The organism is Flavobacterium ustbae, assembly GCF_003946915.1.
GTDB lineage: Bacteria > Bacteroidota > Bacteroidia > Flavobacteriales > Flavobacteriaceae > Flavobacterium > Flavobacterium ustbae.
Genome location: NZ_RPOC01000011.1, coordinates 124,307 through 140,553, shown reverse-complemented (window position 1 = coordinate 140,553; position 16,247 = coordinate 124,307). Strand labels below are relative to the sequence as shown.

The window sequence follows — 16,247 nt, the reverse complement described above, 5'->3', positions numbered from 1 at the left end:
ATATTTGCTCCTACCATTGGGGTTTGTTTTTTTTGTCAATTACAAAGAACCTAATTTAGGTTCATAACCCAATGGTTTTTATATTCTTATCCCTTAACTTAATGACATTGGCTCCTATCCCTCACGCAGTCGTTTTCAATAGAAATTTTACGTTTTATCTTGAAATAAATTAAATAGCAATTTCAACAAAAACGATAGACGCACTGCGGTGCGCCTCTACGACCAAACCTTTGTGAACTTTTTGCAGACCAAAAAGAGAAAAACTCTTTGCGAATCTCTGCGAAAAATCTTTGCGTTTCTTTGCGTAACAACCCCATCCCAAAAATTTTCAATTAGAACGGTTAGACGCAATGCAGTGCGTCTCTACAGTAAAACCTCTGCGAACTCTTTGTAGACTAAAAAAAGAAAAAATCTTTGCGTTTCTCTGCGAAAATCTCTCTGTGAATATCTGCGGTAAAACCCATCCCAACAACTTCCGATTAAAAAAATCCAAATTTTTATTTGCCAATTCAAAATAAATAATAACTTTGTACCGCAAAGTACTTTAATTATGAATCAAAAGCACCAAGAAGATTTAGCACATATTCGTTCCATGATGGAGCGCTCTTCAAGATTTATATCATTAAGCGGACTTTCAGGAGTTTTCGCGGGTCTTTCGGCTTTAATTGGCGGAATCTATGTTTACCAGCTGTTCAAAGCAAACGGTATGGATTACCTAAACGATGAACATAGATTGTACACAACCAATTTAGTTTCAGAATTATTCTGGATCGGAATCACAATTTTAGTATTTGCATTTGCATTTGGAATCTTTTTCACCATTAGAAAAAGCCGAAAATACAATCTGCCAATCTGGACATCGGCAACAAAAAAAATGCTGTTCAATCTAGCAGTGCCGCTTTTTGCTGGCGGGATATTCTGTTTGGCAATGATGCACCACGGCTATTTTGGTCTTGTAGCGCCATCAACATTAATATTTTACGGATTAGCCGTTTTAAACGCAGAAAAATATACATTTTCAGATATTAAATATCTTGGTTTTTCGGAACTGATTTTAGGATGTATTTCACTTTTTTATATCGGATATGGGTTGATTTTCTGGATTTTAGGATTCGGAATCCTGCATATCGTATACGGATTAGTGATGTTCAAAAAATACAAATAACCCAATGGGAATTATTGATAAACTAAATAAAGATTTTGAAAGCCGTGTCAGACTGGGTATAATGTCCGTTCTGATGGTTAACGACTGGGTAGATTTTACCGAGATGAAAGCGCTTTTAAATATCACCGATGGTAATTTAGCGAGTCATTCCTCAGCGCTTGAAAAAGCGAGTTATATAGAAGTAAAAAAAGAATTTGTGGGCAAAAAGCCAAAAACATCTTATCAGGTTACCGATTTAGGGCGCGCTGCTTTTAAAGAGCATTTATCATATCTAGAAAAATTAATGAAATCTTAAAAACTAAAAATTTTTATCTAAAAACTTTGAATTACAAAGTACTTTTAAATTATAAAATCATGAAAAAACATCAAATTATCTTTGCTTGCACAGCGGTTTTTATACTGCTTTTTTACAACGAATCTATTGGGATCAATCTTTCTATTTTTGGCGTTTTACTCACGCTTTTAATTAGTTATTTCTTCCAAGAAAAGTTTGTCGACCGATCACATCTTGTTCTTGTGGTTACATCTATATTGTCTTGTTTCGCTTTTGCGTGGTACGGAGATGCAGCTTCATTCTTCGCTTTAGCATTATCAATACTGTTTTTGCAATTCAAAACACAAGATGGAGAGCTCAAAATAATTCAAGTTTTTCCTTTAATCTTCTTAAACGGAATTACTTCTCTAGGAAGAATTTGGATATTTAAGCAATGGCTTCCAGAGCGAAAAATCCATAATGATTTTGCTAAAAAACTAGTGGCCTTTGTTATTATCCCAGTAATTTTCCTCGGGTTGTTTTTTATTGTTTATTCTTTCGGAAGTGATCATTTCTCTTCTTTGTTTACCGATTATGAATTGGATATTAATATGCCGCAATTAATTGCAATGTGCATTTTGGGCTTTTATATTTCGTTCAGTTTTTGGAATTATTGGGTTCCAGATGTTTGTTATCAATACAATCCGAAATTGAATAATGAATTCACTAATATTTCAGAAATAAAAAATCAAAACACTTTTTCGTTTCTTGATCTTGACTTCGAAAGAAAAAGTGGCGAGATCACTTTAGTTCTCTTAAACATTATGCTTTTAGTTTTCATCGGAACATATAATTACGAGCAGTTTTTTGAAATTAAAAACACAGCCGTAAAAATGTCAGAGTTAAGTGCAGCAACACATGAAAGAGTAAATTCAGTTATTTTTTCAATTTTGATGGCAGTAGGCGTAATTTTATTTTATTTCAAAGGAGGATTTAATTTCGATAAAAATGCCACTTTTCTTAAAACTTTGGCTAAAATCTGGATCTTTCTAAACGGTATTTTGATCTTAAGCACATTCGTTAAAAACTCAGAGTATATTTCTTCTTTTGGCTTGACCTATAAACGTTTAGGAGTTTATGCTTTCCTAATTCTTTCGCTTATTGGGTTGGTTTATACTTTTTTAAAAATAAAGAAACAAAAAACAAATGCGTATTTAGTCAACCAAATGGTCTGGTATTTTTACGGAACAGTTCTTTTATGCAGTTATGTAAATTGGGGAAATCTAGTAACGAATTACAATATTTCGGTAAACAAAGGTCTAGAGCCAACTTTTTTAAGTGGCTTGAATTTTAATGATGAAGCTCGAAGAGCATATTTTCTAAAGAACAATTTGAGTGGAGGATATAATGAAGAAATGAGAGAAAAATTAATTTCAAATTATCAGAACGAAAACTTTTTATCAAAAGCGTTGTATTATGAGTTTTTGGATAAAAAAAAATAGTCTTAAAACAAGAATCCCATTCATTTAATTGAATGGGATTTCTACTTATTTATTATCGCCTCTTTTTTTAAATCGAGGATCATGTTTGGATATAAATGCTTTTCTTCGAGTTGGAGTGGAAGCAGAAGTTGGAGCTTCAACTTTAGGAAAACTTGCTTCTTCCGTTTTACTTGAAGGCTCAATCAACTGATTTAATTCTTTAATTTCTTCATCGGTCAAATCTCTGTAACGGCCAACAGGAACATCCAAAGAAATATTAATAATTCGGATACGTTTAAGCGCTGTAACCTCGTAACCTAGATATTCAGACATTCTTCTAATTTGGCGGTTTAATCCCTGCGTTAGAATGATTTTAAAAGTAAATTTACTAATCTGCTCTACTTTACACTTTTTAGTAACCGTATCCAGAATCGGAACTCCATTTCCCATTCTTTGAATAAAACGTTCTGTAATGGGTTTGTTTACCGTAACCGTATATTCTTTCTCGTGGTTATTTCGCGCTCGAAGAATCTTATTTACAATATCTCCATCATTCGTCATAAAAATCAATCCTTCACTGGCTTTATCCAATCTTCCGATTGGGAAAATTCGTTTCGGATAATTGATATAATCAACAATATTGTTTTTAACTTCAAGATTAGTGGTGCATTCAATTCCGACAGGTTTGTTGAAAGCCAGATAAACCATCTTTTCGTTTTTTTCAACAATGAGTTTACCATTTATGCGTACTTCATCATCGGGCGAAACTTTAGTTCCCATTTCGGCCACAGCACCATTTATTGTCACGCGTCCTTCTTCAATCAATTTATCGGCTTCACGGCGAGAACAATAACCCGTTTCTCCAATAAATTTATTAAGACGTTTTAAATTTTCTTCCATACTGCAAAAGTAGTCAAAAAAATGATTTTAGATTTTAGATTCTCAAAAAGCTTTGTCCCTTTGAACCTCTGAACTTTTGCAACTTTTAAGAATGATATTCCTTGCTGTCTTCAGGAGTTTCTTTTCGCTCAAACATTCCATAATCGCGAACTACAGTTGCAATTCGCAAATGATAGTCTTTAAAAACTTCATTTCTGCCCTTTGCCTGCGCATGACGATGCATTTCCAGATTTCGCCATTGCTGAATGCTTTCTTCATCTCGCCAGAAAGAAAGAGACAAAACTTTGCCAGGATCAGCCAAACTCTGAAAACGTTCAATAGAAATAAATCCGTCAATATGGCTTAATTCGGGTTTTAGACTGGCTGCAATATCCAGATATTCTTCTTTTTTTCCTTCGTTTGGAATGACTTCAAAAATTACTGCGATCATATTTTTATATTTTTAATTGTAAATTGAAATCCAGATATTTTTAGGCAATCTGGCATTTATTAAAGGTTCGTATTGAATATTATTTTCTAAAAGCGAAATGGTTTTATAGTTTGTGAATAAAAACCATAAAGTTTCAGTCGTTAAATGTATCGAGAAATATTTAGCCAGACATTCGTGACCACCCATTCCAAAAGTTAAATTCTCATGATTGTTTTTTCTATGAGGATCAAAATTCGGTGCATTTTCGAATTTTTCAGCATCCCGATTAGCCGATGCAAGAACGACTAAAATAGCATTGCCTTTTTGAATCAGGCTTTCGTCGATAACAAAATCTTCCGTCGCTATTCTTCGTGTATTATGAATGGGCGGATCAAATCGTAAAGTTTCTATAACAGATTTTTCTATCTCAGTTTTGTCTTTAACATTTTTATTTTGAAGAATCTGAAGCAGCGAATTGCTTAAAAGCCCTCTTCCGGCATCAAAACTTTGAATACATAATCCAATTAAATTGCTCACGGCAATCGGAATAATTTCCTCTTTTTTAATATTATGTTTTTCGGCAATTTTAAATATTAAAGTTTCATAAAATTCTAATGTCGAAATATGTTTTTCAACTTTTAAATAAAATTCCTCTGCATGTTCATTGATAAATTTAATCTGTTCTTCTGTTTTCTGCGGAAGCATTATTTTAGTGAAAGATTCTATTTTCTCTAAAATAAAAATGCAGTCATTTTCATTAAAATCAAAACTTTTTAAAACAGTTAGAATGGGTAGTTTTTTACAAACCGAATCAACCCAATTTATTTGGTTTTGATTGATTTCATTGTTAATCAATTCTTTTAAAATGGAATCTACACCAACATTTTTCATGTATGAAAAAAGAGTGTTTGTTGTTTCTCTAGTAATTTGATGCTGAACGCCATTTGATAATCGAGCTAAATTGTCAATGATCTCTAAAGCATAACGATTAAGATTCGGGTTAAAAGGGAGTTTAGGAATATGAGCATTTTCGTTTTTTAAAATTTCGGCACAATATTCATAAGAATAAACGGCCCAGATTTTACTGTTTTCGTCCCAAAAAACTGGATTTTTGGCTATCATTTTATCATAAAAAAGATAAGGATTTTTAATTTCAGATTGCAGAAATAAGGTTGTCATGATCTATTATTTTTAGCAAAGTTATTTAACTTTACATCGCAACACTTCAGTTTGTATTTAACTATTGATTACTTAAAATGGAAGATCAATTTATAAAAACAGCATCTTTAATAGGCGATCCGACCAGAGCTCAAATCATGTGGACATTACTTGATGGAAAAGCTTTTACGGCAACAGAATTGTCAATAGCCGTAAATACTTCAGCACAAAATATGAGTATGCATTTGGCTAAACTTTTAGAGGCTGGTCTGCTTGCGGTAGAAAAGCAAGGACGTCATAAATATTATCGTTTTGCAAACAAAGAAGTTGCGTATGCCATTGAAGCTTTAGGAAGTTTGATTCCGCCAAAAAAGCTTCAAAAAGAAAAAACAGAAAAACATTCACCCATAAAACATTGCCGAACTTGCTATGATCATTTGGCAGGAAAAATTGGTGTTGCTGTTGCAGAAAGTCTTTTACAACAAAAAATAATAATTGATTTAAATGAAAAATTTGAAATAAGTTCAGAAGGAACAAAGTGGTTTGCCGATTTTGGAATAAATTTAGAAGAACTCAAAAAACAAAAGCGATTGTTCTTAAAACCTTGTTTAGATTGGAGCGAAAGAAAAAATCATATTGCCGGCTCGGTCGGAGCATCATTATTAAATAAAATGATTACAGAAGACTGGCTAAGAAAAACAAAAGATTCGAGAGCAATTCAAATTACAGGAAAAGGTGAAAAAGAGCTTTTCCGATATTTTAAAATTAATCCGTTGTGTGTAATTGAAAAGAAGTAATTTTTAACACATAGAAACATAGGTTTTTCTTGCTTAAAAAGGTAATTGAAAGAAACTAGTTTCTCACACATAGCTATGTGAATTAATCATAAGTGAAACGTTTTTTCTTAAGTTCAAAAAAACTTTGCAACTTTGCCTCTCTGTTACTTTGTCCCTTCAGAAGAAAACAAAAACTCAATCACTTTATCATACAATTCGTCATCATGCATGCCGTGACCTAAACCGCTTGTTTCTACAAACTGGCTGTTTTTCCAATTGCTGGCGATTTTTTGCCCTTCGGCGAAAGCCACAATTTTATCAGAAGTATCGTGAGCGATGAACCCTGGAATATTGAATTCTGAGGCGAATCTCTGTCCCGAAAAATCTTCCAGTTTAAAATTAAAACGATTTATAAATTTATTTTCTAAAAGAGGAAGCATTCTTTTATTCAAACTCAACATCGAAACGTAATTGTCAATCAAAGTTTTTAAGTCAGATGGAGCGCCCAGAATTACCATTTTATTAATACTGGTATTTGGAAATAAATGTTGATGGTAAACGCAAGCCGCACCACCAATAGAATGGCCAATAATAATTTCTGGCTGGTATTTTTCTACTGCTTTATTAATAAATTCAGCATAAAGAGGAACGTTAAATTCTTTTCCGCTACTTTGCCCGTGTGCTGGTGCGTCAAGAGCAATAATGGTGCTTCCTGATTTTTGAAGATGTGGCAATGTTTTCTTCCAGCGTGCAGCATTGCTTTCCCAACCGTGAACTAAAAGTATTTTAGTTTCGTTTCCTTTCCAGATATAAGTTTGAAAATGATGTTCGTCATGATGAAAAATTTCTGTTTCGGTATTTTTTAGAATTTTTGGAAGTGTTTCTTTTTTTAATCTTCCAATTCTTGGCTGACTAAAAAGGGCATACGAAAGCTCCATTGCCTTTTGCGGGCGTACATAACTCAAAAAGTTAATATACGACCCAACCGATTTTAAAGTGATAAAACGAATTCCTTTTTTAATTTTCAAAACTTATTTTTTTTCTAAAGGTAAAAAAAAGTTTTGCCACAGATTAAAAAGATTAACACAGATTTAATCATTCTTATGGTGAAAATCTTTTCTAATCATTTTAATCTGTGGCAGAAAAAGGCAAAAAAAATCCCGATTAAAAATCGGGATTTGATATTTAGAATTTTGCGAACAATTGTTCCATTTTTTCTTTTTCTTCTTCAGCTAATTGCGTATCAACTAAGATTCTTCCAGAGTGCTCATCTGTGATGATTTTCTTTCTTGAAGCAATTTCAACCTGAGTTTGTGGTGGAATTGTAAAGAAAGATCCTGCAGAAGCTCCTCTTTCGATAGAAACTACAGCTAAACCATTACGAACACTGCTTCTGATTCTGTTGTAAGCAGCCAATAATCTGTCTTCGATTTGTGCAGCATATTCAGCAGATTTCTCAGTTAAGAAAGTTTCTTCTTTCTGAGTTTCAGCCATAATAGCATCTAATTCAGATTTTTTATGTTTTAAATGAGAGCTTTTAGCATCAAGTTTTTCTTTTAAATTAGAAATAACTTCTTTTTTATGCTCGATAGAAGCTTTCATTTCTTTGATTTGCTTTTCAGCCAATTGAATTTCTAATTCTTGAAATTCAACTTCTTTTGTCAAAGAATTAAATTCTCTGTTGTTACGAACAGATTCTTGTTGTTTTGTGTACTTCTTGATAACCTCTTTATGCTCCTCAATAGCAATTTTCTTTGCTTTTATTTGCTCTTCAATCACTTCAAGTTCACCTTTCAGTTTCTCTGAACGAGTGCTCAAACCTGCAACTTCATCTTCCAAATCTTCAACCTCTAAAGGAAGTTCTCCTCTAACGTTTCTGATTTCGTCAATTCTAGAGTCAATAAGCTGTAAATCGTATATTGCTCTTAACTTGTCCTCAACACTTAATTCTTTCGTATTCGTCATATTCTATAAGTACTTAACTGGATTTGTATTTTCTTCCGATAAAATGATTGCAAAATTAAGAATTTTTTTTCGAAGATAATCAACAATATAATTTTTTGTATAGCGTTCGCTCTCAAAATGACCAATATCGGCCAAAAGTAGCTTATTTTCAGCTTCATAAAATTGATGGTACTTCAAATCTGCGGTCAAAAAAGCATCGGCTCCAGCTATGATTGCATTTTTTATGGCAAAACTTCCAGAACCACCCAAAACGGCAACTTTCTTGATGTTTTTTCCTAAAAATTGAGAATGACGAATTCCGTCAGAAATCATTTTTTCTTTAACAAAATGAAGAAAATCTTTTTCATCCATTTCATTTTCAAATTCACCGATCATTCCTAAGCCAATATTTTGATGCTGATTCTCTAAATTATAGATTTCATAAGCCACTTCTTCGTAAATATGATTCGCAAAAAGCGCTTTTAAAATGCGAGATTGAAGATGTTTTTCAAAAACCACTTCAATCTTGATTTCTTCTCCTGTATGCAGTTTTCCTTTTTCGCCAATTACCGGATTGCTTTCTTCATTTCCTTGAAAAGTAAAAAATCCTTTCGTATTAAAACTACAGTTATCGTAATTCCCAATGGTTCCGGCTCCAGCTTCAAACATTGCATTTCGAACTTTGTCTGCATTGTCAGGAACGGTAAAAGTGACTAGTTTTTGAATGAAATTATTTTTAGGAACCAGAACCTTAGTATTGATTAATCCTAAAGCATCGCAGAAAATTTTATTAACGCCTTTCGAATGATTGTCAAGTGCGGTATGAACGGCATAAATGGCAATATCATTTTTGATTGCTTTTAAGATAGCACGTTCAACATAGTTTTTACCCGTAATTTTTTTAATTCCCGAAAATAAAATAGGATGGAAGCAAACCACCAAATTGCAGTTTTTAGAAATTGCTTCATCAATTACCTTTTCCAAGGCATCGTGGCAAACCAAAACCCCTGTACTTTCAGTTTCAGAATTTCCGACTAAGAGTCCGACATTATCAAAATCTTCGGCATAAGCCAAAGGAGCCATTTCTTCAAGAACCGAGATGATTTGTTTTATTTTCATTTTTTTGATGTTTGTTTCAAGTTTAAGGTTTCAAGTTTTTCTGAACGGAATAGAATTGCTTAATATCTGTCAATGCAAATAATTAGCAATTAAGTGTAAAGAATTTATACTTAGTGCAAATTTATTACATTTGTAGTATAAAATTTAATAAGTCATGACTACAATAAAAATAAACGAGCATACTAAAACAGGCAAGGCATTTATGGCTATGTTTGAAGCTTTTTTTAAAGGAGTTGAAGGGATTGAAATTGTTGAAGATGATTACAATCAGGTTAATGAAGAGCAAAGTCCGTATAATCCTGAATTTGTTAAAATGGTTTTGAAAGCGAAAGAACGAGGTGATTATAAAGAAATAGATCCTAAAGATGTATGGGGAAGTTTAGGGTTAAAATAGAAAAATTAGCTGAAGATCATTTGAAAAAACATCTAAAATCAGGTGATCAGGCAAGTATAAAGAAAATTGCTAAAATTCTGGAAGAATTAAGTGAAAAACCTTTTGAAGGAATTGGTAAGCCAGAGGCCTTAAAATATAGTCTGACAGGATTATGGTCGAGACAAATAAATCAAAAAGATCGAATTATTTATATGGTTGAAGAAGATATAGTAACTGTATTCGTTATTTCTGCAATGGGTCATTACTCCGATAAATAACATTATGAAATTACTGCGCTATATACTTTTTCCATTCGCCGTTTTATACGGATTTATTACTTCAATTCGCAATTTTCTTTTTAATAAAGGAATTTTAAAATCGACTTCGTTTGAGATTCCGGTTATTGCAGTTGGGAATCTTAGTGTGGGCGGAACTGGAAAAACACCACAAATTGAATATCTTATTCGTTTATTATCTGATAAATATAAAATTGCGACTTTAAGCCGTGGGTACAAAAGAAAATCTGAAGGTTTTGTTTTGGCTGATGAAAATTCGAATGCTGAAATTCTTGGTGATGAGCCTTTTCAGTTTTACCAAAAATTTCCAAATGTGATGGTGGCAGTTGATGCCAATCGTACAAACGGAATTCAGCAATTGCTTTCGCAAAACGAAAAACCAGAGATTATTTTACTCGATGATGCCTATCAGCACAGGAAAGTAAAAGCTGGTTTTTATATTTTATTGACTTCGTACGGGGATTTATATGCAGATGATTTTATGCTGCCAACAGGAAATTTACGTGAAAGTAGAAGCGGAGCAGAAAGGGCCAGTACAGTGGTTGTTACCAAATGTCCTAAAATTTTAACGGAGGAAGAACAGAGTCAAATTAAATCAAAATTGAAGTTGAAAGCTGCACAACAAGTCTTTTTTACTTTTATAGATTATGATTTGGTGATTTACGGTAAAAATGAAAAAATTGCAGTAAGCGAAATCAAATCAGAGTCAAAACTTCTTTTGGCTGGAATTGCAAAACCCAAACCATTTTTTGATTATTTACAGAATGAAAATGATGATTGTATGACTTTTCCAGATCATCATCATTTTTCTGATGCAGATTTAGAGTCAATTCGAAATAAAGCCAACGGAAGAAAAATAATTACTACAGAAAAAGATTATGTGCGGTTAAAAGATTCTGAATTGGTAGATCAATTGTATTATCTACCTATAAAAAGCTCTTTTATCAATCATCAGCAAAACTTCGACGCAACGATTTTAGAATACGTAAAGAAAAACTTAGAAGCTTAGTGTCTCAGAACATTATCAAAAAAACTTAGCAATAGTAGTGTAGAAATCGTCTGGAACAAATGGTTTTGTAATCACATCATCCATTCCGAAAGAAAGAAGCATATCTCGGTTTTCGTCAAGCGAAATAGCGGTCAAAGCGATAATAGGAGTTTCTTTATCAAATTCGCGAATCAATTTAGTGGCAGTTGTTCCGTTAATTCCAGGAAGGTGAACGTCCATTAGAATCATATCAAATCGCTTGATTTTTAAAAGTTCAACAGCATCTTCTCCATTATCAACAATCTCGCAGGTAATGTTTTTGTTTTCCAGCATTTTACGAGTAATCATTTGATTGATTTTGTTGTCCTCAATCAATAAAATAGATTTGTTTTTCAATTGTTTTTCATTATATGATTTTACTTCTTCAATTACTTCCAACGGTTCATTGTTAATTTTAAAATTTAACTTGAAGGTAAATGTAGAGCCTTTACCCACTTCACTTTTTAATTTTATTTCGCCACCTAAAAGTTCGATTAATTTTTTTACAATAGTCAGACCAAGCCCCGTTCCTCCATATTTTCTGTTTACTTCTATAGAACCTTGAGAAAAGCTCTCGAAAACAGATTGAAGTTTATCTTCTGGTATTCCAATTCCAGTATCAACGATTTCAAAATAGACCGTAGCTTCTTCTCCTTCTTGCGAATACAATTTTGCAATAACATTTACATGTCCGTTCTCGGTAAATTTTAATGCATTGTTGATTAAGTTAAGAATGATTTGAGACAATTTTGTGGGATCTCCAATTAAATTATCAGGAATCGATTTGTCTATTTCTAAGTTGAAGTAGTTTCTGTTGGCAGTAGCCAGTTCTTTTAATGAACTTTGAATATTAAAAAGCAATTCTTTCAAATTAAAGCTGATATTCTCAACTTCAACTTTAGTCGAATCGATTTTGTTAATTTCTAAAATTTCATTGATAAAAGTGGTTAAATAGTTGCCGGAGAATTTTAAAGATTCTAAGTATTTTAATTGTTTTTTCTTCGGCTTATCTTCGAGAAGGATATGCGTAATTCCGTTAATAGCATTCAGCGGCGTCCGGAGTTCATGGCTTACAGTCGACAAAAATTCAGATCGCGCTTTTGATGCTTTTTCTGCTTTATTTTTAGCCAAAATCAATTCTTTGTTTTTCTCCCGAAGAAGTAGATTGTTTTGGTTTCTTATAATATTGTTTTTATATAAAGCTAAACTCAACAGCGATAAAATCGAAATTAAGGCAATTGCCAAAATACTTACAAGCTTAGAATAACGATAGGTTTTAAGCTGAAATTTTTCTTCGTTTTCTTTTTTAATAGTATTATTTAAAGATTGATTTTTTTTGAATTTCTCAAATTCGTCTAAATCAACTTTAGCATTTTTTAATTTTAAAAGATAATTTTCCAGCTGATAATGTTCGTCTAAATAAGAATACGCCAGATCGTAATTTTTGTTTTGTTTGTAGTACTGGCTTATCGCTAAAACAATTTTCGATTTTTTTGGAAGATCATTTATTTTAGAATTGTATTCTAAAGCTTTGTCAAAATATATTATAGCAGAATCATTTCTTTTAAGCTGTCCTTCAATTAAGCCCAGCTGGTAGTATGCATCTACTTTGGTTTTTGCAATTGCAGTGTTATCCGATTTTTTGGTTATTGCCTTAAACGTTTTTGCTGCTAATTCTAGGTCTTTATTGGATTTGAAAGCCAAAGCTTTTTGATAATCTAATACTTCGGCATTATCATTAATGTTCAGTTCCTTTAGTAAATCTTTAGCTTTTGTATAATAAACGGTTGCTGTTTTGTAATCGCCTTTGGCGGTATTAGTTACACCGATATAATGTAAAGCCAAAGCTTTTGTGCAGCTAGGTTTTAAGGTATCGAATAAAGAAACTGTTTTGTGGAAGTTTTTTAAAGCATTTTCAAACTTTCCCTGATTGTAATAAATTTTACCAAGCTTAAAAGTCTGATTGGCCAGATTTTCTTTTTTACCATTTTCTTCGCAAAAATTAATCGACTTTTCCGTGTAATAAATTGCTTGATTGAACTTTTTATTGTTAAGATTAGCATTGGCCAGCTTGTTATAATAGCTTAAGCTGTCCGTATTCTTTTTGGTCTGAGAATACAAAAACGAGTTTAAAAAACAAACAACAATAAAAAGATAGTATTTCATGTATGGCAATGCATTTACAATGAATCTTATTTTTTTCTTATTAGTAAAATTAAATCGATCAATCTTGATGAATAGCCAATTTCGTTATCGTACCAGCCTACCACTTTTACCATTTTATCGATAACCGAAGTGAGCTGAGCATCAAATAAACAAGAGTGTGTATTGCCAATTACATCAACCGAGACAATCGGATCTTCGGTATAATCTAATATTCCTTTTAAATTTGTTTTTGAGGCTTGTTTGAATGCTTTATTTATTTCTTCAATGCTTACTGCGCGTTTTACATTAAAGGTTATGTCTGTTAATGAACCGTCTGGAACTGGGACTCTAATACCACAGCCACCCATTTTATTGTGCAATTTAGGAAAAATTTTTGTTAATGCCTTAGCTGCGCCTGTAGTTGTTGGAACAATTGACTGGCTGGCACCTCTCGCACGGCGCAAATCCTTATGTGGCTGGTCATGAAGGCTTTGGTCTGTTGTGAAAGAATGTATAGTTGTAATGTATGCTTGTTCAATTCCGCATAATTCTTCGATAATTTTAATCATCGGAGCCGCATTATTTGTCGTACAGCTTGCATTTGAAACTATATCTTCGTTGCCTTCCAAAATATGTTCGTTTACACCAAGAACTACCGTTTTTATAGTGTCAACTTCAGATGGAGCTGAAAGAATTACTTTTTTGGCTCCAGCTTCTAGATGCGCATTTAATTCTTCGTGCGTTTTATATTTTCCCGTCGATTCGATTACAATATCAATCGAATGCGATTTCCAGTCTATGTCTAAAATATTTTTTTCGTGAAAAAAGAAAAAATGCTTTCCGTCTACAATGATGCTGTTTTCGTCATGACTTACTTCTGCTTTCAAAACTCCATGAATACTGTCATATTTTATTAAATGCGACATGGTTTTGTTATCTGCAATGTCATTTATCGCAACGACTTCAATTTCAGGATGATTTAAAAGCAATCGGAATAAATTTCGTCCAATTCTTCCAAATCCATTTATAGCAATTCTTGTTTTCAATTTTTTGTTTATTCGTTTAACTATTTAATCGTTTAATCGGTTTTACAATTAAACGATTAAACGATTAAACTTTTTTATAAAATATGTTTTTGTGCCTTGTATGAAGAACGAACAAGAGGTCCGCTTTCTACATGTCTAAAACCTAATTCAAGACCAAATTTTTCATATCTGGCAAATTGTTCAGGCGTAATAAATTCTTTTACAGGAAGATGTTTTTTACTTGGTTGCAAATATTGCCCAACAGTAACAACATCAACATTTGCATTTCTCAAATCGGTCATAGTTTGGAAAACTTCTTCTTCAGTTTCTCCAAGACCAAGCATAATTCCAGACTTTGTTCTGTTGATTCCTTTTTCTTTTAGATAACGAAGCACTTCTAAGCTTCTGTCATATTTAGCTTGAATACGAACTTCGCGAGTTAAACGTCTTACCGTTTCCATATTATGAGAAACTACTTCAGGATTTGCTTCTACAATACGGTCTAGATTTCTTTCAATTCCTTGAAAGTCTGGGATCAAAGTTTCAAGAGTAGTTTGAGGATTCATTCTTCTAATAGCTCTCACGGTTTCCATCCAGATGATAGAGCCGCCATCTTTAATATCATCTCTGTCCACACTTGTGATAACAGCATGTTTGATATTCATGATTTTAATAGAACGCGCTACTTTTTCCGGCTCGTCCCAATCTACTGTTTCTGGTCTTCCGGTTTTTACACCGCAAAAACCGCATGAACGGGTACAAACGTTTCCTAAAATCATAAAAGTAGCTGTTCCTTCTCCCCAACATTCTCCCATATTAGGGCAACTTCCAGAAGTGCAAATGGTATTTAAACTATATTTATCAACTAAACCTCTAAGTTCAGTATATTTTTGTCCGATAGGTAATTTTACTTTTAACCACTTTGGTTTTGTGGCAGGTATATTTTCAGTGACTGTTTCCATATATCAATGTTCAAAGTACAAAGATACGGAATGTAGTTTATTTGAAGATTTGTTTAAGGTTTAATTTAGCATTTAAGTGCTAAAAAACAGTAGAAGTATACTTTGTTTAATTACAACAAAACAGTTAAATGTTTGTATTAAATCATTCTTTGTTATTATAAAAGTGTTTTTCTATTTATCTAAATTAAATTATGCTATAATTATCGCAATGAGTTGTGTTTTAGTTCTTTAAAATTTATAACTTTAATTGTTTAAAAAACTAGATTCATTATAGAAATAGAAGTTGTTTTTGTAGTAGATTTGTTATTAAATTAATAAAAGTAAAGATGAAAAAGAAATTTATTGTATTGGGAGTTTTATTGGCTGCTTTTGGTTTTACAAAAGCAAATGCACAAATTAATTTTGGTGATAAAGCAATTGGAGCAGTTCAAAAAGGGGTTAGCGGTTTTACTTTTAGTAATGCCGATGCAGCAAAACTATCTAAGGAAGCGGTTGATAAATTGGATGCAGAGCACGAAATTGCTGGGCCAACTGATGGTTATGCTATAAGATTAAATCGTGTTTTTGGAAAACATGCATCTGGAGACGGATTTACGCTGAATTATAAAGTATATAAATTGAAAGAAGTAAATGCTTTTGCAACGGCAGACGGAAGTGTTCGAGTATATTCTGGATTAATGGATATTATGGATGATAATGAATTAATTGCTGTAATCGGACATGAGATTGGACACGTAGCCAATAACGATTCTAGAGATGCTATTCGTGCAGCTTACCAAAAGGAAGCTTTAATGGATGGTGTAGCTTCTCAATCGGCGACTGTGGCATCTGTTACAGACAGCCAGCTTGGAAAAATCGGAAGTGCGATTATTGACAGCAAATACAGCCGTAAACAAGAATCAGAAGCAGATTTGTTTGCTTACAATTTCATGAAGAAAAATGGCTACGATGTAAATGCTGAAGAATCTGCTTTTAGAATCTTAGCAAAAATGAGCGAAGGATCTGAAGCTTCATTTATTGACCAGATGATGAGTTCGCACCCAGATTCTAAGAAAAGAGCAGACGATACGAAAAAAAGAGCAGAAAAAGACGGTTTGTACAAGCCTTACGTGCAGCAGAAAATTGTAAATACTGCTCCAGTAACTACAACTAAAAAAGCGACAACAACCAAAAAAACGACAACTAAGAAAACAACAAAAAAGAAATAAAAACTT

17 protein-coding genes are annotated in these 16,247 nt (G+C 32.7%); 8 read left to right on the top strand and 9 right to left on the bottom strand.

Annotated elements, in window-relative coordinates; all coding sequences use genetic code 11:
• Positions 1 to 550: 550 nt before the first annotated feature.
• From EG814_RS14855 to EG814_RS14845, 3 genes are read left to right on the top strand one after another with little or no spacing between them, the layout of a single operon-like run.
• Positions 551 to 1,165: a hypothetical protein gene (locus tag EG814_RS14855; RefSeq protein WP_125722680.1), complete on the top strand. Its 615-nt coding sequence runs from the start codon at positions 551 to 553 to the stop codon at positions 1,163 to 1,165.
• A gap of 4 nt (positions 1,166 to 1,169) precedes the next feature.
• Complete coding sequence (locus EG814_RS14850) at positions 1,170 to 1,460, top strand: winged helix-turn-helix domain-containing protein (RefSeq protein WP_125722679.1); 291 nt, start codon at positions 1,170 to 1,172, stop codon at positions 1,458 to 1,460.
• Between the two features lie 59 nt (positions 1,461 to 1,519).
• The gene (locus tag EG814_RS14845) at positions 1,520 to 2,920 is read left to right on the top strand and encodes a DUF4153 domain-containing protein (protein ID WP_125722678.1); all 1,401 of its coding nucleotides are present in this window, start codon (positions 1,520 to 1,522) and stop codon (positions 2,918 to 2,920) included.
• A gap of 45 nt (positions 2,921 to 2,965) precedes the next feature.
• Here EG814_RS14845 and rluF read toward each other — a convergent pair whose 3' ends face one another.
• The 3 genes from rluF to EG814_RS14830 form a co-directional block, all read right to left on the bottom strand.
• Positions 2,966 to 3,799, bottom strand: a complete 834-nt coding sequence (gene rluF, locus EG814_RS14840; protein WP_125722677.1) for a 23S rRNA pseudouridine(2604) synthase RluF — start codon at positions 3,797 to 3,799, stop codon at positions 2,966 to 2,968.
• 85 nt (positions 3,800 to 3,884) lie between these two features.
• On the bottom strand, positions 3,885 to 4,229 hold the full coding sequence (locus tag EG814_RS14835) for an antibiotic biosynthesis monooxygenase family protein (RefSeq protein WP_125722676.1): 345 nt from the start codon (positions 4,227 to 4,229) through the stop codon (positions 3,885 to 3,887).
• Between the two features lie 12 nt (positions 4,230 to 4,241).
• On the bottom strand, positions 4,242 to 5,387 hold the full coding sequence (locus EG814_RS14830) for a cytochrome P450 (RefSeq protein ID WP_125722675.1): 1,146 nt from the start codon (positions 5,385 to 5,387) through the stop codon (positions 4,242 to 4,244).
• A gap of 77 nt (positions 5,388 to 5,464) precedes the next feature.
• On the opposite strand from EG814_RS14830, the gene EG814_RS14825 reads away from it, so the two are divergent.
• A complete protein-coding gene (locus EG814_RS14825; protein WP_125722674.1) occupies positions 5,465 to 6,163 on the top strand; it encodes an ArsR/SmtB family transcription factor in 699 nt (232 codons plus the stop codon).
• Positions 6,164 to 6,306: 143 nt separating this feature from the next.
• Here the strand turns inward: EG814_RS14825 and EG814_RS14820 are convergent, their stop codons facing one another.
• The 3 genes from EG814_RS14820 to EG814_RS14810 form a co-directional block, all read right to left on the bottom strand.
• Entirely contained in the window at positions 6,307 to 7,170 is an 864-nt protein-coding gene (locus tag EG814_RS14820; protein WP_125722673.1) for an alpha/beta fold hydrolase, read from the bottom strand.
• Positions 7,171 to 7,327: 157 nt separating this feature from the next.
• A complete protein-coding gene (locus tag EG814_RS14815) occupies positions 7,328 to 8,107 on the bottom strand; it encodes a zinc ribbon domain-containing protein (RefSeq protein WP_091496387.1) in 780 nt (259 codons plus the stop codon).
• 3 nt (positions 8,108 to 8,110) lie between these two features.
• The gene (locus EG814_RS14810; protein WP_125722672.1) at positions 8,111 to 9,205 is read right to left on the bottom strand and encodes a Nif3-like dinuclear metal center hexameric protein; all 1,095 of its coding nucleotides are present in this window, start codon (positions 9,203 to 9,205) and stop codon (positions 8,111 to 8,113) included.
• Positions 9,206 to 9,359: 154 nt separating this feature from the next.
• Here EG814_RS14810 and EG814_RS14805 point away from each other — a divergent pair, with 154 nt between their 5' ends.
• The 3 genes from EG814_RS14805 to lpxK are packed head-to-tail and all read left to right on the top strand — an operon-like array spanning position 9,360 to position 10,883.
• Entirely contained in the window at positions 9,360 to 9,599 is a 240-nt protein-coding gene (locus EG814_RS14805) for a DUF2683 family protein (protein WP_125722671.1), read from the top strand.
• Positions 9,575 to 9,856 carry a Txe/YoeB family addiction module toxin gene (locus tag EG814_RS14800; protein ID WP_125722670.1) on the top strand — a complete coding sequence of 94 codons (282 nt, stop codon included), beginning with the start codon at positions 9,575 to 9,577 and terminating at the stop codon, positions 9,854 to 9,856. The genes EG814_RS14805 and EG814_RS14800 overlap by 25 nt, the downstream gene beginning before the upstream one ends.
• 4 nt (positions 9,857 to 9,860) lie before the next feature.
• Positions 9,861 to 10,883, top strand: coding sequence for a tetraacyldisaccharide 4'-kinase (gene lpxK, locus EG814_RS14795; RefSeq protein ID WP_125722669.1), 1,023 nt, complete (start codon positions 9,861 to 9,863; stop codon positions 10,881 to 10,883).
• Between the two features lie 15 nt (positions 10,884 to 10,898).
• Here lpxK and EG814_RS14790 read toward each other — a convergent pair whose 3' ends face one another.
• The 3 genes from EG814_RS14790 to lipA all read right to left on the bottom strand — a co-directional run bounded on the left by EG814_RS14790 (position 10,899) and on the right by lipA (position 15,033).
• Entirely contained in the window at positions 10,899 to 13,067 is a 2,169-nt protein-coding gene (locus EG814_RS14790; protein WP_125722668.1) for a tetratricopeptide repeat-containing hybrid sensor histidine kinase/response regulator, read from the bottom strand.
• A gap of 26 nt (positions 13,068 to 13,093) precedes the next feature.
• The gene (gap, locus tag EG814_RS14785) at positions 13,094 to 14,092 is read right to left on the bottom strand and encodes a type I glyceraldehyde-3-phosphate dehydrogenase (RefSeq protein WP_125722667.1); all 999 of its coding nucleotides are present in this window, start codon (positions 14,090 to 14,092) and stop codon (positions 13,094 to 13,096) included.
• Between the two features lie 74 nt (positions 14,093 to 14,166).
• The gene (gene lipA / locus EG814_RS14780; RefSeq protein ID WP_125722666.1) at positions 14,167 to 15,033 is read right to left on the bottom strand and encodes a lipoyl synthase; all 867 of its coding nucleotides are present in this window, start codon (positions 15,031 to 15,033) and stop codon (positions 14,167 to 14,169) included.
• 326 nt (positions 15,034 to 15,359) lie between these two features.
• Here lipA and EG814_RS14775 point away from each other — a divergent pair, with 326 nt between their 5' ends.
• A complete protein-coding gene (locus EG814_RS14775; RefSeq protein ID WP_125722665.1) occupies positions 15,360 to 16,241 on the top strand; it encodes a M48 family metalloprotease in 882 nt (293 codons plus the stop codon).
• The last annotated feature ends 6 nt before the right edge of the window (positions 16,242 to 16,247 follow it).

Excerpts from the sequence above, each read along its gene's own strand:
- EG814_RS14815 (WP_091496387.1), bottom strand. The coding sequence starts at position 8,107 with ATGACGAATACGAAAGAATTAAGTGTTGAGGACAAGTTAAGAGCAATA.
- EG814_RS14800 (WP_125722670.1), top strand. The coding sequence starts at position 9,575 with ATGGGGAAGTTTAGGGTTAAAATAGAAAAATTAGCTGAAGATCATTTG.
- EG814_RS14835 (WP_125722676.1), bottom strand. The coding sequence starts at position 4,229 with ATGATCGCAGTAATTTTTGAAGTCATTCCAAACGAAGGAAAAAAAGAA.
- EG814_RS14850 (WP_125722679.1), top strand. The coding sequence starts at position 1,170 with ATGGGAATTATTGATAAACTAAATAAAGATTTTGAAAGCCGTGTCAGA.
- rluF (WP_125722677.1), bottom strand. The coding sequence starts at position 3,799 with ATGGAAGAAAATTTAAAACGTCTTAATAAATTTATTGGAGAAACGGGT.
- EG814_RS14775 (WP_125722665.1), top strand. The coding sequence starts at position 15,360 with ATGAAAAAGAAATTTATTGTATTGGGAGTTTTATTGGCTGCTTTTGGT.
- EG814_RS14790 (WP_125722668.1), bottom strand. The coding sequence starts at position 13,067 with ATGAAATACTATCTTTTTATTGTTGTTTGTTTTTTAAACTCGTTTTTG.
- lpxK (WP_125722669.1), top strand. The coding sequence starts at position 9,861 with ATGAAATTACTGCGCTATATACTTTTTCCATTCGCCGTTTTATACGGA.
- EG814_RS14845 (WP_125722678.1), top strand. The coding sequence starts at position 1,520 with ATGAAAAAACATCAAATTATCTTTGCTTGCACAGCGGTTTTTATACTG.
- EG814_RS14810 (WP_125722672.1), bottom strand. The coding sequence starts at position 9,205 with ATGAAAATAAAACAAATCATCTCGGTTCTTGAAGAAATGGCTCCTTTG.
- EG814_RS14805 (WP_125722671.1), top strand. The coding sequence starts at position 9,360 with ATGACTACAATAAAAATAAACGAGCATACTAAAACAGGCAAGGCATTT.
- EG814_RS14855 (WP_125722680.1), top strand. The coding sequence starts at position 551 with ATGAATCAAAAGCACCAAGAAGATTTAGCACATATTCGTTCCATGATG.
- EG814_RS14825 (WP_125722674.1), top strand. The coding sequence starts at position 5,465 with ATGGAAGATCAATTTATAAAAACAGCATCTTTAATAGGCGATCCGACC.
- lipA (WP_125722666.1), bottom strand. The coding sequence starts at position 15,033 with ATGGAAACAGTCACTGAAAATATACCTGCCACAAAACCAAAGTGGTTA.
- EG814_RS14830 (WP_125722675.1), bottom strand. The coding sequence starts at position 5,387 with ATGACAACCTTATTTCTGCAATCTGAAATTAAAAATCCTTATCTTTTT.